The organism is Peribacillus sp. NJ4 (assembly GCF_030348345.1).
Taxonomy (GTDB): Bacteria; Bacillota; Bacilli; order Bacillales; family DSM-1321; genus Peribacillus.
This window is the reverse complement of the sequence record NZ_JAUCFQ010000001.1, coordinates 2,730,316-2,746,049: the sequence shown is the minus strand read 5'-3', so window position 1 is coordinate 2,746,049 and position 15,734 is coordinate 2,730,316. Positions and strand designations below refer to the sequence as shown.

Annotated in this window: 15 protein-coding genes and 2 pseudogenes; 3 read left to right on the top strand and 14 right to left on the bottom strand. The window is 38.1% G+C overall.

Annotation, left to right across the window (positions count from 1 at the left end):
- Positions 1-89 precede the first annotated feature (89 nt).
- The 3 genes from QUF94_RS13710 to QUF94_RS13700 all read right to left on the bottom strand — a co-directional run bounded on the left by QUF94_RS13710 (position 90) and on the right by QUF94_RS13700 (position 3,085).
- Complete coding sequence (locus QUF94_RS13710) at positions 90-1,343, bottom strand: MFS transporter (protein ID WP_289316344.1); 1,254 nt, start codon at positions 1,341-1,343, stop codon at positions 90-92.
- Positions 1,344-1,789: 446 nt separating this feature from the next.
- Positions 1,790-2,671 carry a mechanosensitive ion channel family protein gene (locus tag QUF94_RS13705; protein WP_289316343.1) on the bottom strand — a complete coding sequence of 294 codons (882 nt, stop codon included), beginning with the start codon at positions 2,669-2,671 and terminating at the stop codon, positions 1,790-1,792.
- Between the two features lie 21 nt (positions 2,672-2,692).
- Positions 2,693-3,085, bottom strand: coding sequence for a sporulation protein (locus tag QUF94_RS13700; protein ID WP_289316342.1), 393 nt, complete (start codon positions 3,083-3,085; stop codon positions 2,693-2,695).
- A gap of 678 nt (positions 3,086-3,763) precedes the next feature.
- On the opposite strand from QUF94_RS13700, the gene QUF94_RS13695 reads away from it, so the two are divergent.
- Positions 3,764-4,297: an IseA DL-endopeptidase inhibitor family protein gene (locus QUF94_RS13695; RefSeq protein WP_289316341.1), complete on the top strand. Its 534-nt coding sequence runs from the start codon at positions 3,764-3,766 to the stop codon at positions 4,295-4,297.
- Between the two features lie 203 nt (positions 4,298-4,500).
- Here QUF94_RS13695 and QUF94_RS13690 read toward each other — a convergent pair whose 3' ends face one another.
- The 5 genes and pseudogenes from QUF94_RS13690 to QUF94_RS13670 form a co-directional block, all read right to left on the bottom strand.
- On the bottom strand, positions 4,501-5,505 hold the full coding sequence (locus QUF94_RS13690; protein WP_289316340.1) for an HAAS signaling domain-containing protein: 1,005 nt from the start codon (positions 5,503-5,505) through the stop codon (positions 4,501-4,503).
- Positions 5,492-5,839 (bottom strand): PadR family transcriptional regulator, encoded by a 348-nt coding sequence (locus QUF94_RS13685; RefSeq protein WP_289316339.1) that lies wholly within the window; start codon positions 5,837-5,839, stop codon positions 5,492-5,494. The genes QUF94_RS13690 and QUF94_RS13685 overlap by 14 nt, the downstream gene beginning before the upstream one ends.
- A 154-nt stretch (positions 5,840-5,993) precedes the next feature.
- Entirely contained in the window at positions 5,994-6,197 is a 204-nt protein-coding gene (locus QUF94_RS13680; protein WP_483313652.1) for a GntT/GntP/DsdX family permease, read from the bottom strand.
- A 17-nt stretch (positions 6,198-6,214) separates the two neighbouring features.
- Positions 6,215-6,328 carry a hypothetical protein gene (locus QUF94_RS13675; RefSeq protein WP_289316338.1) on the bottom strand — a complete coding sequence of 38 codons (114 nt, stop codon included), beginning with the start codon at positions 6,326-6,328 and terminating at the stop codon, positions 6,215-6,217.
- Positions 6,329-6,368: 40 nt separating this feature from the next.
- Positions 6,369-6,919: pseudogene (locus QUF94_RS13670) on the bottom strand (glycerate kinase).
- A gap of 449 nt (positions 6,920-7,368) precedes the next feature.
- Here QUF94_RS13670 and QUF94_RS13665 point away from each other — a divergent pair.
- Positions 7,369-8,976, top strand: a complete 1,608-nt coding sequence (locus tag QUF94_RS13665; RefSeq protein ID WP_289316337.1) for an FMN-binding glutamate synthase family protein — start codon at positions 7,369-7,371, stop codon at positions 8,974-8,976.
- 201 nt (positions 8,977-9,177) lie between these two features.
- On the opposite strand, the gene QUF94_RS13660 is transcribed toward QUF94_RS13665, so the two are convergent.
- Both QUF94_RS13660 and QUF94_RS13655 read right to left on the bottom strand, forming a co-directional pair.
- Positions 9,178-10,116, bottom strand: a complete 939-nt coding sequence (locus tag QUF94_RS13660) for an MBL fold metallo-hydrolase (RefSeq protein WP_289316336.1) — start codon at positions 10,114-10,116, stop codon at positions 9,178-9,180.
- A 234-nt stretch (positions 10,117-10,350) separates the two neighbouring features.
- A complete protein-coding gene (locus QUF94_RS13655; RefSeq protein WP_289316335.1) occupies positions 10,351-10,944 on the bottom strand; it encodes a branched-chain amino acid aminotransferase in 594 nt (197 codons plus the stop codon).
- Between the two features lie 174 nt (positions 10,945-11,118).
- Here QUF94_RS13655 and QUF94_RS13650 point away from each other — a divergent pair, with 174 nt between their 5' ends.
- Complete coding sequence (locus QUF94_RS13650) at positions 11,119-12,237, top strand: NAD(P)/FAD-dependent oxidoreductase (RefSeq protein WP_289316334.1); 1,119 nt, start codon at positions 11,119-11,121, stop codon at positions 12,235-12,237.
- Between the two features lie 204 nt (positions 12,238-12,441).
- On the opposite strand, the gene QUF94_RS13645 is transcribed toward QUF94_RS13650, so the two are convergent.
- The 4 genes and pseudogenes from QUF94_RS13645 to QUF94_RS13630 all read right to left on the bottom strand — a co-directional run bounded on the left by QUF94_RS13645 (position 12,442) and on the right by QUF94_RS13630 (position 15,728).
- Entirely contained in the window at positions 12,442-12,936 is a 495-nt protein-coding gene (locus QUF94_RS13645) for a DinB family protein (RefSeq protein WP_148358009.1), read from the bottom strand.
- A gap of 153 nt (positions 12,937-13,089) precedes the next feature.
- Positions 13,090-13,892: pseudogene (locus tag QUF94_RS13640) on the bottom strand (IS1595 family transposase); the annotation flags it as partial.
- 227 nt (positions 13,893-14,119) lie between these two features.
- Positions 14,120-15,058 (bottom strand): glutarate dioxygenase GlaH, encoded by a 939-nt coding sequence (glaH, locus tag QUF94_RS13635; RefSeq protein ID WP_289316333.1) that lies wholly within the window; start codon positions 15,056-15,058, stop codon positions 14,120-14,122.
- Positions 15,059-15,386: 328 nt separating this feature from the next.
- Positions 15,387-15,728, bottom strand: coding sequence for a DUF3870 domain-containing protein (locus tag QUF94_RS13630; RefSeq protein ID WP_289316332.1), 342 nt, complete (start codon positions 15,726-15,728; stop codon positions 15,387-15,389).
- Positions 15,729-15,734 lie beyond the last annotated feature (6 nt).

Sequence of the window (15,734 nt, the reverse complement as noted above, 5' to 3'; positions counted from 1 at the left end):
ATAGCTAAGATACACCCTTTTAAGTTGAATCGAGAATTTTTTTCTTTTCTTCCCCAGTAAATCACTAGGTTACAACACTTTTCCCATGCCTATTGGTGAGTTTCCAGGGTTTGTGTTTCCGCCTTTTGATTGTACAATGGCAAAATGAAAACCATCCCTAGAATAAAAAAGAATGCCGCAGTTTCAAAAATGGCGACGAGTGAAAATTGCTCCTTCAACACGCCTGCCGCACTCATAGTCAAAACCATCGAACCAGTGAATAATGGGCTTAAGATTCCATTGACCCTTCCAATGAACTCGCCTTCTGTCCTCTGCAATATCAATGTATTGATCCCTATTTGAATACAAGGCAGCATCAGCCCATTAAAGAACTCGGCAGTAAGTGTTATCCAAAGATTTGTTGACAGCCCCATTACCGCCAATCCAATGGCATTTACAAGCATTCCTAAAGCTAATAATCTCTGAGGTGCCACCTTTTTGGCAAAAATCATCACACCAGCTCCGCCTAAAATCATACCGAACCCATTCACCATAAATAACCATTGTAGGTTTTCCTTAGGCAGGTGGAGTTGTTCGGTAACAAGGAATATCGAAAGCGGTTGAATGAAACCCAGTCCGAGCCCGGCGGCTAAAAAACATAAACCAAGCAGACTTAGTTCTTTTTTTCGCAACACGTAGCTCACTCCGCTTTTCATTTCTTGCCATATTGTTGTTTTTGCAGTTTCTACATCCAGTTCGCGATCTTTTGGAAGGAAAGCGAGTGCTCCAGCTGAAAGTAAAAACGCCAGGCCGGTGATTCCAATCGAGATATTGATTCCGAATGATTGGTAGGCAAATGTACCGAGAATCGGACCTAGAACCATAAATACTGCGAAGACGGTCTGATAAACTGACATCCCTGTCTGAATTTGACTTTCTGGTAAATGCATCTTAAATAGCTTCATGCCTGATGGCTGAGAAAATTGAGAAAGTATCGCCGAAATCAACGTTGCAAAAAACACCATTTTCCAACTACCGAAGATAAGTGCGATAAGCACAGCAAAAACGGATATTGCACTTAAAATATCACACCAAACCATCGTTTTTTTCGGACTCCAGCGGTCAGCAAAAGTTCCTCCAATAAATGAAAAAATGAAAATAGGTGCGAATTCCGCTACTGAAATCATGGAAATGGCAAAGGCATCCCCGTTTGTCTTTTCCATGACAAATAACAAAACGGCAAAATTTCGTACCCAGATTCCTATTTGCAAAAACAAGCCTGAAAAGATAATGGCCTGAAATACACGATTTTTAAATATGTTCTGTTCCTTATTACTTAATGGTAAAGATGTGTTTTTTTCCAATATAAAAGCCTCCTGTGAAATTTCTGGACAGGAGGCAGTACAATACAAATTTAAAAAGGCAAAATATTCCTAATGGAAGGAACACAATGATCTTTGTTTGTATTTTAATGTACAGACTAATCCTATCCAGAAAAAAAGATCGTATTTATCACGCATTTTTTTCTTAAAGAATAGGATTAAATGATCATCGTTTCAAGGTCACCCTTCCATTTTATGTTAATTTCATAATAATCGATTTAATCTGATAAATCAAGGTAAAATCCATAAAAATAATACTTTTTTGGGCGAAGCGTGTTCAATTTTTTGTACAAAAAAACGGACTTCCTTTAAAAGAAAGCCCTTTTATATCCTTAAGTTTTGAGGAAAGGTAGCTGAGTAATGTTTGTGCCGTTTGTTACACTTCATGATCATTTTTTCATGACCTCAAGCAAGTGTGATGCTTCTTTTCAGTTCCCCATCATACGTTCATGATTCTGATTTGCCTGTACAAGCAAATGGGATGATGGCATTAGAATTTGATGCTCATGTAAAGCAGTCATCATTTCAAACCTCACACTTCTCGCTGTTTCAAAGTAATGTTCAGGTTTAACAAGTCCGACTAAGCATAGTTCATATCCAACATATTTGAGATTAGGATTTAAATCCGTAATGCCAATGTATCTAAAATCCTCTTCAGGTGTACCATCCTCTAGCCTTAGCAGGGTTTCACCATACTTCTCATTGCAGATAAGGCATATATCTTCCAACAGCCGTTTTACCTTTTCAGGATTTTCTTGGTAACTTACTGTAATGCGCTCAATGATTCGCATTCTCCCTTTATTAAAATTTTGAATCGTCCTGATTTCACTGTGTGGGATTGTCAGCAATTTTCCTGACCATTCCCTGATCTGCATGAACCGGATACCGATTTCCTCTACGGTTCCGGAACTTGTCCCATTGAAAGTCACAAAATTCCCCACTCTGAATTCATTATCTGACAGCCTTACAAATCCCAATAAGATATCTTTAAGCATTTGCTGCGCCGCAAATCCGATAACGACCCCTACAATCCCAGCTCCAGCTAAAATTCCTTTTAGGTCTATGAACTGTCCTATCAGATAAATGAGGAAAATCCCAGCAATGCCGTACCTAAGTGTAGAACGAGTAACCCCCTGTATCGTTTGTTCCACTTCTTCATCAAAAAAGTCGGATCTCTTAAAGAACCATTCGACCATTTTATTCAAAATATAATAAACCGCCAATAACAGTAATGCCAATATAAAAAGCCTCATTAATAAGAATTCTTCCAGAAAATCCAAAGCACGCTCAGTTATATTCAAGAAATCCATGTTCCCACCTACATTTCCACTTTATTCAGAATCGATTAAAAGCCAGTCATCATCTTTACCTATTATCCCTTTATCAAGTATGAGTCTCGTTTTAAGCCGATAGGAAACCCCTCGCTTATAAGGCTCCTCCAATGTAGGCAGACAAAAGTTAAAAGGAATTTCATTGCTTTCCCCAGACTTAATCACACTTGAAGATAAAATGGTACTCGTCTTAAGGGTACTTTCCATCCCTGTAGAATGAGTATCCATTATTAAATCACATTCAATTCTCCTTATTCTTTGCTCTTGTGTACCACCTTTAATCAAGAAATACCCATTTATACATTCACCAGATTTATACGTATTTTTCGGAAGGATTAAATCAATTTGTGCAGAACCTATCCCTAAAAGTAACAAAGATTTTCTAAGTATCAAAGAACACACTCCATTTATATTTATTTGTTTATATTATCAACCCAAAAGTTCATACATTTCCTAAGTATGCATCACTACAAAAAAACCTTTACCCATTTTGGTAAAGGTTTACTAAAATAAAATAGACCTTTACCATTAGGTAAGGTCTGGCTAACAACAATATGCTGCCAACAACACCGAGAGTTATGAACTCTGTAATGACGACATTGTTGTAAAAGCTACTCCCCTTAGGAGAATGTATTCAATTATATTGTTTATCATACGGTAAGATTAGAAAGTTTGTCAAACATTTATTTTTTTATTTTAGGGTTATAACCGGGAAATTTCAGTTCTTTGCACATATATTGATATAAATGAAAATATATTGAATTAACTTGTCCAGATATTGCAAAAGAATTAAATATTGGGTTTTAAATAGGCCAGTTAGTGGAATATGAAGTATGTAACAGCAGGTGTCCTTCCATATCACCATTTCATTTTACAACTGATGAACGCTCCTTTCAAAAAGAATAAAGTGAACAATTTATGTATATTTAATGAAAACTAAAATTATATTTAAAAATTAACAATATTTCTCTTTTACTTATGCCAATCATGTTGTAATATAAATGTAACAATTGTAATATTAATTAAACTTTCGTTACATAAGTATCCTATTAGGGATTGGGGAGATTAAGTATGAAAAAATTTTCAGGTATGCTATTATTCATTATCATTCTATTTTTCACATTGAGTGCTCAAGTTACCGCACAAACCACATCACAGAATTTATCAAACGTAAATGCATTAAAGATAGCCGATAATGCCAGCAAACATTTTTGGAATGCATTACATGGGTACACTAATCGTTCATGTTCACAAAAAACATTCAATTATAAAGGGACAGAGTATTCATACCTTTGCCAAGAATTCAATACAAAAGCTAAATTGACTAACTACTTAGCAGAGACATTTACCAATAATGCAGTTGAAAAAGGCCTGAATAAATATAACTACATTACCCATAAAGGGAAATTAGCCCGTCCTATCGGAGACGGCGACAGCATGTTGGAGTGGAAAAAAGCAAAAATTAAATTAGTCTATCAAAAATTAAACGTAAGATCCTACAATTTAACTGTACCTACAGTCGACGGTGAATCAGTAAAAAGAACTGTTACCTTTTATAAGTCCGGATCTAAGTGGAAAGTTAATCAGTTCGATGCAGTTCAATAAAAAAATGGGTTAAATGCCACACCTCATATGTCGTATAGTTAGCTATAAACTATATAACATATGAGGTTTTTTTGTTTCCCGCTAGTACTTGAGAAATATCCAGTAGTGCCTTCGTATCAGCTCACAGCTTTGATTTATCTCCCTCCCTTCCCCACTTACCAATTAAACCCTCATACAAAAAAACACAGCAAGGATGCTGTGCCTTAACGGATTTTTGCTTTTCGAAAGCCTTGATAGGAATCGTAGGCGGCAAAAAAGATTGTGATGAATATAAGCCCCCAGTAAATCGAGTTTTTCCATTCATCAATTGAATCATCAATTGAAAACAATGTCATTTCGTATGCAATGAATTCCGGATTCAATAAATTCGGATTACTGATGATGATGATGAAAGTCAGAGTGGATAGCAGCTGGTAAATGGCATGGAAAAAAGCAAGTTTCAGAGTCCACTGTCTCAAGAATAATTTGTATATGGCCAAGATCACTCCAAAGATTACGACGCAAGAAACCAGCAGCCAATAGGAATTCAATATCTGTTGATTGAAAGAAGGTGTCACAAAAATGAGACTGCCATTTCTTTTTTCATAGACGCCAAGGAGGTTTGCTGCATTGAAATAAAGGGCCGCAAATACAGAAAGACCTAACAAACTTGCAAAGACCTCGATCATATGAATGGCCTTTTTCTTTGAAATGTTCGGAATATCTTTTAGGTTTTCCGGTGTCCATGGTTTCAAATCTTTCGTTAAAGGAGACTGGTCTTTTGAAGTATCCATGCGTTCTAAAATGGCAAATGAAAGCGTTAGCCAGAAAAACACTTGGATACCAGTACTGATGATACCTGCTATCGCTTTCCCGATTATGGTGAGAACCGCGTCCATAACCGTATTATCCCCCATATCCCGAAACGGATTATCCCCTACTAACCCGATTAGTGATATAACTGCAGCGATGGGCAAAATCATTTTCAACAGACTGATATATACATCATAATAACGTGGTCCAATCAGATGCATCGGGCGATCACGATAACCACTTGCCAGTGTAACAGGATCTCCTAATTTTAATAGAACCGCTTTTACATCTTGCTCCGTATGATTCTCCGGAAGCATATCTTCGATTGTTGACTGAAGCTCAAGCGCAATATCCTCCCGACTTTTTTCTGGCAGCCTGCGAGTCACTTCCTGAATATAAAGTTCAATCAGCTCCATCTTCTTCCTCTCCTTTTAATAATATATAAAGCTCTTGCGACGTTTTTTCCCATTCCTGCTTTAACTGAATGAAAATTCCTCCCCCATAATCACTTAAAGAATAATACTTGCGCGGTCTACTTTCAGAAGTATCCCAGCTGCTGGTCACCAATTCTTGTTTTTCCAGGCGGCGAAGCAAAGGATATAAAGTACTTTGATCAATGGTAATTCCCGACTTCTCTAAACGCTGGACAAGCGAGTACCCATACTGGGGGGTTTTGAGCTGACTTAGAACAGCTAGCGTTAAAGTGCCTCTCCGCAGCTCAGTTGTTAATGAATTCAGTAAATTGCTCATCCAATCACCTCTTCTCTATACTATGTGACGTACACCATACCTTATACTATGCATCATACACTATTTTAGTTCTTACACCAACATAAAAATGAAAATATGATTTATTGAAAGCATAAAAAAGAGAAGCGTTTTACGCCTCTCCGATTGTCCATTATTACCATGTTCCGATTATTGTACCGAAAACGATTACAAGTCCAATGCTTGTCATCAGTCTGCCAAAACCGCCGTTAATATTCTCCACAATCTGATTTAGAGGCATTCCAGAGGCAAAACCCACTAATAAAGTGCCTAGAAGTAACGATAAGAACGGATGAAGCTTACATTTGGTTGTCGCCAGAACACGCAATAACCAAAACAATAAATAACAAACAATGATTACCCCCTATTTTTATTCGCTGCCAAAAAGGTCCGCATTACTTGTTCAGCTGAAAGCTCCAAAAATTCAGCTCCTCTTTCCATAGCTTCCTTTAAAGGTATTGGAGCTTTCACCAGACTATGAACACTTGTTATTCCATAATCATATAAAGCTTCAATACCAGTTCCGATTGATCAAAAAAACGAATACGGGAATACCATACTTTTTCGCTTCTTGTGCAACTCCCATCGGTGTTTTTCCTGAAGCTGTTTGGTAATCGATTTGGCCCTCACCGGTAAAGACACAATCAGCATCGTATAGTTTTTCACTCAGTTTCGTATATTCCATAACAATATCGAGGCCCCTTTTTGTTTCCGCATGGAAAAAGGCTTGAAATGAACTTCCGATTCCACCTGCAGCACCAGCTTTATCATGCAGGTGAATGCCTGTCTTGACTTCCACCAAATCAGCCCATGATGTTATAGCCTTATCAAGCATCTCAACCATGGCAGGAGTCGTCCCTTTTTGGGGTCCGAATACACTTGATGCCCCTTCCGGACCGACTAACGGATTTTGAACATCCGAGGCAAACAAAAACTCGGAATCTGCTATTCTTGGATCAAAATCCTCCGTATTTATTTCTGATATGCGCGACAGTTCGGCTCCACGAATCCCAGCGGATTACCAACTGCATCAAATGCCCTCATTCCCAAAGCCTGGATCATTCCAACGCCGGCGTCGTTGGTAGCGCTACCCGCAATGACAATTTTCATTCTCAGGTCCCCTTTTAATTTATTTTAATATTAATTTAATTATAATCTTAGGGAATATGTTAATCATCGTCCAAACTATATGAAAATTAGTATGACATAAAGTATTTAATTTTTTAGCTATAATAAAATAATGGTCCCTCATCCTCCATGGTTTGAAACTCTGCACCGATTTTTCCTAAGTAACTTAAATATCGGGGAATGTGCAAAAAGAATACATATAAATCGTAATTCCCTTAATACCCATTAAAAAAATCGTTGAAGAAAATTGTGAAATAAGACTGCTCATTTAAATTTTTTCGTTTCTATCCCTATTAAGACCTTGCATTGGAATTCTGTATAATTGATCGAGGTACCGAGTAGATTAACATTACATGATTTTTTTCCATATCAGGAGGGATTGGATGAGTGGTATCGCAAATATTTTAATTATCCTTGGATTTTCCATTATCTTCATCATCATCATTGTCTTGCTTTTCCTATTACTTTATATGATTTTCTTTGACCGCATGCAGAAGCATCATGCAATTTTAAGAAATTACCCAGTGCTTGGGAGGATACGTTACTTTCTGGAAAAAATCGGCCCTGAAATGCGGCAATATTGGTTTAACAGTGATAATGAAGGAAAACCCTTTTCCCGGGATGACTATGAACATATGGTGAAAAGTTCAAAATATTTACGGGATGTCATAGGTTTTGGTTCAAAACGGGATTTTGATGAAGAAGGCTTCTTTGTTAAGAATAGCATGTTTCCAAAATTGGCCGAAGAAGAAAAATACGATCGAGAAACAAAAGTGACGACTAAAAGATACATTCTAATGAAAGATCCGCTTTTCTCACAGCGAGAAGAAAAATGGGGAGATGAAGTATCCTCTGCATTTTTATTGAATGATGAAGATGCCGTGATCATCGGCCCAAACACTAAGAATCCCTTTCGTTTAAAAGGTCTTATCGGCATGTCCGCCATGAGTTATGGTTCTTTGGGGAAGAACGCAATCACTGCCCTTTCTGAGGGATTGGCTGCAGCAAAAGGAACGTGGATGAATACAGGGGAAGGCGGACTTTCTCCTTATCATTTAATTGGGGGCGTCGATATAATCATGCAAATCGGTCCAGCCATGTTTGGGGTTCGTGATAGTGTCGGCGAAATGGATTGGGATGAGTTAAAAAGAAAAAGTGAAATACCAGAAGTCAAAGCATTCGAAATCAAATTGGCTCAGGGTGCCAAAACTCGCGGTGGGCATATCGACGCTGAAAAAGTGAATCCCGAAATCGCTGAGATCCGGAAGGTCGTTCCGTACAAAGCGATCGATAGTCCGAATCGGTTTCATCAATTCAATGACGTGAAATCCATGTGCGATTTTATCGAAAAAATCAGGGACCATACTGGCATCCCGGTCGGCATCAAAATGGTCATTGGCGGCAATGACAGTGTTGAAGAGCTTGCGAGCTATATGAAAGAAAGCGGGAAAGGTCCGGATTTCATTTCATTGGATGGCGGTGAAGGCGGCACGGGTGCATCTTATCAGGAATTGATAGATAGCGTAGGATTACCGCTAAAATCCGCTTTGCCGATTTTAGTATCGACCCTGGAAAAATACGGTGTTCGCAATCGCGTTAAAATCATCGCCTCCGGTAAATTGTTCACGCCTGATAGAATAGCGATAGCTCTGGCCATGGGAGCCGACCTTGTTAACATAGCAAGAGGTTTCATGATTGCCATTGGATGTATACAGACGATGAAATGTCAATCCAATGCTTGTCCTGTCGGGGTAGCAACGACCGATCCAGAATTGCAAAAGGCACTTGTCATCGATGAAAAGAAATACCGCGTGGTCAACTTTCTTGTTACCCTTAGAAAAGGATTATTTCGAATCTCAGCCGCTGCTGGTTTGGATTCGCCTATTCATTTTCAACCTAAGCACATTAGCTATAAGGACGATAAAGGAATAGTTACATCCCTTGAAGATATCATGAAAGAAGTTAAGGGACTAATAGGAGCCAGACAATGAAAAAACCACCGCCCAAATTGTGATGGGCGGTGGTTTTTCTTTATCAATCAAGGTAGCGGCTGTAGCTGTATAAGTTACAAAATAATGTAAACCAGACCTCTTACTATTATAAATCAATTAGAATATGGGACAGTTTGAATTTCGTTGTTAATTCAAAAAAAAAAGCTCATATGACATGAGCTAGATTCAATGTTCAATATTTCAAATGGATTGATAATACCATTTGCCATCACGTTTAAACCTTCTGCATTGGTCATTCAAAAGAAGGTATTCAAGGTGAGCCAATGTTTCACCAACAGCAAACCTAGTTTCGTGAATGGGCAGATTTCCAAATAAGATATTGCATGCACTTTTAACAGTAATCGGCTCTTTCATGTTTTCATGAATTACATGCAACCGGTCCTGATGGTGATCCAATAATTCAACAATTCTTTTATTGGCATTTTGAAATGGTTTCCCATGTGAAGGGATGACATATTCTACGTCCAACTTTTGAATTTTTTTTAAAGATGTAAAAAACTCTTCCAATGGGTTGCTTAAACCCTTAAACCAATAAGAAATATTAGGGGATACCCTGGGCAATATATGATCTGTTGAGAAAAGGACACTATTTTCCTTATTATATAAGGAAATCAGACCATCTGAATGGCCCGGCGTGATGATCAATTCATACTCATATTTGCCAAAACGCAGCTTCAATCCTTCGTCAAGATGATGATTTACTGTAGGATAGGGTTTTACTTGTGGCATAAAGCTGCTTTCGTCACTGGATAAGGCCACAGCTATTTCGTCTTCCATCCCGCATGCCTCATAATTTTCTTTAAGCTTATTCAGAGAATCCGCTTCCCAATACGTAGTTCCCGCGTGTTCTTCAACTTTTGTCATCCAAACATCTGCACTGGTTAATTGTTGTAAAGCCCCTGCATACCCGAAATGGTCTGGGTGATAGTGGGTGATTATAATATCGGTAATATCATGTTTTTCAATAATGGGATTCCATATATCCCTTGTAGTGTTATTATTTAATCCCGTATCAATGATTGTCCACCCTTTTTCACCTTCTGCCAGGAAACAATGAACATGGTCCAACCTAAAAGGCATTGGAATGGTAACTTGAGTAACTTTCAATTCATTCAGCAAGTATAACTTCTCCTTCCGATGTAACTTTCAACTTCACAAATTCGAAATAATCAGATAGGTTTGTTAAATAAAGGTATATTATTAATCAATTCGACGAATTATTTACAGTTCCTCTAATCATCATCTACATTTATGGCCAATTGGATAAATCTAAGGAGATTATCCAGTGGCTAAGGCCTTGTATAAAGCTAAAGAAATAAAAAAACCGCCATCAATTGATGGCGGTTCCTCGTTTTACATATCTTCCTCGATTGTTTGAACAAGGATAAAAAGAAAATGATAAATTAAATTGAAAGCTTGTTCCAATGACATGTCCTCTCGAAAACCTTTTACGTTATCCAAGGCAAAATTCACATCCCATAGCCCATCACCCTGGTTAAACATTACACTGAATGATCCAATGCCTTCTTGAAGTTCCTTTGTTAAATAGGTTTTTAAAACTTCTCCCATTTTTTTCTGAAATTTCAATCCGAACATCGCGTTATAAGTACCGAAAACATCATCCACTTCCAACGAAAGTGCCTCAACACCGATTAATTCAAACCATTTGGATTCAAAGTAAAGGAATTCTTCTTTATTGTTTTTCAAATACCCGATCGGTTGTGATAAAAATGCAGAGTTCTCTTCAGAAATCAATTCTTCGCTCTCTTTATTACTGCGCTCGATATAAGCATCAGTAAAACGGGATGCATTTTCTTTTTCCACTATTATGATATCATCAGCGATCAATTTATGCTTTTCTGCATAATCCCTTTCTTCTTTAAACAACTCAACCTTGTTTTCGATTACGGATTTTGATATGTATGATTCCATTTGTTTTTTTAGCATTTTATGTCCTCCTAATATCTTTTCAGGCTTTCGCAATTTCAATCATAGCATATTCAATACAGATAAAATAACTTTGTGAAAGAAATTACAAGATCGGCTGTGGCAATCGTTTCGTGTCTTCGATATAGTAATGGTAAGCGTTTATATATATGAGAGAGAAATGAGATGTTAAATATGCAAAAAATCATTGTAGTTGGTGCAGGGATTCTAGGAGCTTCCACTGCCTATCAGCTCGCTAAAAATGGAGCTGAAGTGATTATTATAGACCGCCAAGATGATGGACAGGCAACTTCTGCTGCTGCAGGAATCGTGTGCCCATGGATTTCGCAAAGGCGGAATCAAGCTTGGTATCTCCTTGCTAAAAATGGAGCTGCTTTCTATCCGGGTTTAATTGAAGAACTTGAACAGGATGGGGAAACGGAGACTGGATATGCCCAAGTCGGGGCCATAAGTTTACATACAGATGAAGAAAAACTGATTGCCATGAAGAATCGAGCGGCAAAACGGAAAGAAGATGCACCGGAGATCGGGACGATCACATTACTTTCTGCAGAGGAAACAAAAGCCTTATTCCCGCCTCTTTCCAGTGAATATGCAGCAGTTCACGTGAGTGGTGCCGCTCGGGTCGATGGACGAGCGCTACGTGATTCCTTATTGAGGGCATCACAAAAAAACGGTGCGAAACTTATGTATGGTGAGGCTATACTTTCATATAATGGTGCACATGTGACAGGTGTAACACTTGAAGATGAAATCATACCTGCTGATAAAGTGATTGTTTGTGCTGGAGCTTGGGCACCGGAATTATTGAAACCACTGGGCGTGAATTTTCAAGTCAGCTTCCAAAAGGCTCAAATCATTCATCTGGAAGCACCAAATACAAATACGAATAACTGGCCTGTGGTCATGCCTCCCAGTGATCAATATCTTTTGGCTTTCGATAATAATAAGATCGTTGCTGGGGCAACTCATGAAAATACGGACGTCTTCGATAACCGAATGACTGCAGGAGGGCTGCAGGAAGTTTTCAATAAGGCCCTGCATGCCGCTCCCGGCTTGTCGGATAGTACGTTTGTTGAAGCGCGGGTCGGATTTCGTCCATTCACGCCTGGATTCCTTCCGGTTATTGGTCCTTTACCTAATTGGGAAGGAATTATCGTAGCCAATGGTCTTGGAGCTTCCGGTTTAACTATGGGCCCCTATATAGGCTCCCAATTGGCAAACCTCGCACTTGATAGAAAAATCGATATCGATTTAGAAAAGTATGATGTAAGAGGTGCGCTTTTAACATAACTTCCAAATCATTACCTATCTGGCTAATGAACGTATTAAAAAACTGACCCTGGAACTTTCCTAGGTCAGTTTTTTTAAAAAGGTTTTGTTAAGTAGTATTGTTGTTTTTCGTATAAAATATGGGAACGTCCGATTTGGACGTTCCCGTTCTTATTCCATTAAAGCCCCCTATAATGGAATAACTGTAAAGCTAATGAAGCTTTTTTAAAAGCTGCGTTTCCCTGGCCAAGCTCCTTGCATTTTACTAAGGAATACAATTTGCCCAATATGATATGCGTCGTGCATTGCTAAACTCTTCAGTTCAAGCACTAATGAATTATCTTCTCCTGGGATCTGTCTATACAAATCTTCATGTTCTGATTTTGCTAGTATTTTTCCAAGTTCACGATGAACATAAAAGTATTCTTGTTTTGTTTCCTTCCAATTTTCTAACGTCTCAGTTGGTAATCGAAATGTAGATTCATTATTTTCTGCCTGTGGTTCATTCGCTGTTTCACCAAGAAATCGCATCAGAAATCTCTTTTCATAGAAAAGTAAATGACAAACTAATTCCCAAATGGAATTCATTGCCCCATCAGCTGGTTTCCAAATTGCCTGTTCAAAAGTGATATCCTCAAGCACTTTTTCAAGTGGTGGAAACCAGTCTTCTTCATCTAAGCAGCTTGCCCATTGTTGTAACAAAAGTGTCTTTACATCCATTTTCTATTCCCTCCAATTTAATCCCTTTAATAGATAATCCCTTTGGTCAAAATTCATTTGCGGCGTGTTGTTGTAGATAGCTCACTAATTAAGGTGTCATGCCAATTCCTTGTTCAATTAAACTGGCCCTTTAACGAAACAATGAACGTTCCGTTATTTGGAAAATTCTGATAACCATAGTTTATCATAAGTTGTGTTAACTGAGAAAGAACAACTGTCAAAAATCATTTTGGTTATCGTAAAGTTATCTTTTATATGTTTGATGGTGTCTAAGAATTGGAACCAGCTCAAATAATGGTCTAGATATTTAGTCGCTACACCATTAAAACGCTCCATCCAGCTCTTTAAACGGCTGTGATAACTTTTACATTCTGGATGTGATAAATCCCTTTAACTCGCTCCCTACCATTTGCTTTAAAGCGAAGAAGATCAATTCCTTTTTCTTTGGCATAAGTCATAAACGCCCGCCAAGCATCCGTACATAGAACATTTTGTATTGATAGCTTGGAACCTAACGCTTCGTCCAAACTCATTTTTATAATACGCCCTTTTCCTATTGTTTTGGAAAACGTTCTCTTTTGGCGGTCTCTGGCTACAAGAACGCATACTTGGTCCTTACTTATTCCTCTAAACTCCGAACTACCACCGCGTAACCTTGGTTTTCAACCTTGGTTATTCCGTTTTCCTTTATCGGAATAGAGGAAATAGGTTTCATCCATTTCTACTATGCCTTCGAAAAGTTCAAAATCCATCTGTTTCAATGCAGTTAGAATTTTATGCCTCCAATATAAAAGCGTCACATAATGAGCACCAATGAGTTTAGCTGTTTTCCGAAGGGAATACCCTTCAATCATACATTCGATGAACTGAAGCCATTTACTAGGCATATAAGTTCTGTGAAGAGGAGGGTTCGTCATATCCGTGAATGTTTTACCGCACTCTTTGCAGCGGTATCTTTACGTTCAATGGTATTAATTATGTTCGCTAACGCCATTAAAACTCACTCGCTCTCAGTGATTTTAGTTCATCATAGAACAAACGTTCGAGCAAATCAAATAACAACATTATTCTTTAACAAAACCAAAAAAAAAAGATAAATTACTTTCCAACCAAAGGGTTGAAAAGAATTTATCTTAAAAATGGTATTTGGGGATGAAAAAACATTTGGGTTTACAAAATGAAACTATTGATTGAATCTTCCGCGCTGGCGAAGTAATTCACGGTTCAGATTCGGATCTTTTTCAAATGCAGCGCGGCCGTGAAGCCAAAATATATTGTTGACGACAACTAAATCTCCAACAGGCAGTTCCAGTTCAAGTACACTTTCATCGTTTTCTAATGAATTGGATAAATCGCGTAAGTATTTGGCTTGTTCGATTGATTCAGGATAAACAAATTGATCGATAAAACATACACCAGGTTTGTTATTATGATTGAAGAAAGTCAATCTTTCAATTTCCTGATCAATGTTCTTGCTTTTTGGAGCCTTATACGTGAACTTTTGGCTGGATAATGGATGATTAACATACGTATCAAGCTCTTTCCAATCGTCTAGGTGCAATAAACGTGATTCGCCACCGCGGGCATTTTGTTCGATCATCTTCATCATTAGTAACCAGTCAGTTGGTTCATCTACAAATGTTCCGTCTGTATGAAGTGTAAATAAACGATAGGCCTGACGCAAATATGAATCACTGCTATCCGTGTCTTGAACACTAAAGCGGGCATAATATTTTCCTGACATGGCATCATGGTTTGGAGTTCCCAACAAGTATGAAATGGCCGTCGCAAAGATGACATATTCATCTGTATTTTCCGTGACACCCTCCAAGCCTAGGGTGAAGCCGCCGGATTCCCGATCATGAACGATGTTCCGAAGCACTTCACCAAAGTCTTCCCCCACTTGATCCAATAGATATGATGCAACGATGAGTCGTGCATATGGTGTATATTCCAGATGTTGAACAGACTGATTATCCTTCGATACGGTTTCTAAAAAAGCGGCAATTGCCTCTTTTGAAATTTCAATATGATATAAACGGCTGGTTTGAGGGTGAACTTTCACCTCGTATTTTTCTGTTTTCCTTTCAAACTTAGCTCTCTTTTTTTCTGCAATGCTCATGAATAATTCCTCCTGTTATTTGTAATATAGGTGACAAAGTTAACGGGAAATATAAAAAGCCAGTCGCACATGAACCCCAAATAAAATAGGAATCCAACTGTACAACTGGCTTATATTCACTTCACTGCTCTATGCAAATAGAGTCACAGCGAATATGCAGTTTATGTATGATTTATTTTTCCTGTTTCCAATCATTAAGATCTTTACACGATTCTGAAAAGGTATTTTCCAAAAGGTGTTAATGTCATAATATTGGCTTAATTCAATTAAAACGTTTTTTCGTAAAATTGTCAACATTTTTTACGAATTATTCTGATAAATTATATTCCTAACTTGGTAGTTTCGTTTTTTCTCCTGCTTTAATTTGCTGAAAATGGAGATCCAGGTCCTTCAAGGCAGCAATCAATGCATTTGCTGCTTTCCCCCGGTAATAAGATTGAATCGATTCTATCGCGTCATCAACACCATCATTTAAACTGATTCCTTTTAATAATCGCCCAATGAATTCCCGGCCATGCTCGGTTGCCAGTGTACAAGAAGCTTCAAGGACAACCCCATATTTTACATCGACTTCTGCAGTGATCGTCAATGTTTCAAATACACTTTTTGCTGCCATTCCTTGAGGTAAACGTGCATGACCTGCAATGAAAATTGTTTTACCATTGAACATGTGACT

Excerpts from the sequence above, each read along its gene's own strand:
- QUF94_RS13650 (WP_289316334.1), top strand. The coding sequence starts at position 11,119 with ATGCAAAAAATCATTGTAGTTGGTGCAGGGATTCTAGGAGCTTCCACT.
- glaH (WP_289316333.1), bottom strand. The coding sequence starts at position 15,058 with ATGAGCATTGCAGAAAAAAAGAGAGCTAAGTTTGAAAGGAAAACAGAA.
- QUF94_RS13705 (WP_289316343.1), bottom strand. The coding sequence starts at position 2,671 with ATGGATTTCTTGAATATAACTGAGCGTGCTTTGGATTTTCTGGAAGAA.
- QUF94_RS13655 (WP_289316335.1), bottom strand. The coding sequence starts at position 10,944 with ATGCTAAAAAAACAAATGGAATCATACATATCAAAATCCGTAATCGAA.
- QUF94_RS13695 (WP_289316341.1), top strand. The coding sequence starts at position 3,764 with ATGAAAAAATTTTCAGGTATGCTATTATTCATTATCATTCTATTTTTC.
- QUF94_RS13690 (WP_289316340.1), bottom strand. The coding sequence starts at position 5,505 with ATGGAGCTGATTGAACTTTATATTCAGGAAGTGACTCGCAGGCTGCCA.
- QUF94_RS13685 (WP_289316339.1), bottom strand. The coding sequence starts at position 5,839 with ATGAGCAATTTACTGAATTCATTAACAACTGAGCTGCGGAGAGGCACT.
- QUF94_RS13630 (WP_289316332.1), bottom strand. The coding sequence starts at position 15,728 with ATGTTCAATGGTAAAACAATTTTCATTGCAGGTCATGCACGTTTACCT.
- QUF94_RS13665 (WP_289316337.1), top strand. The coding sequence starts at position 7,369 with ATGAGTGGTATCGCAAATATTTTAATTATCCTTGGATTTTCCATTATC.
- QUF94_RS13645 (WP_148358009.1), bottom strand. The coding sequence starts at position 12,936 with ATGGATGTAAAGACACTTTTGTTACAACAATGGGCAAGCTGCTTAGAT.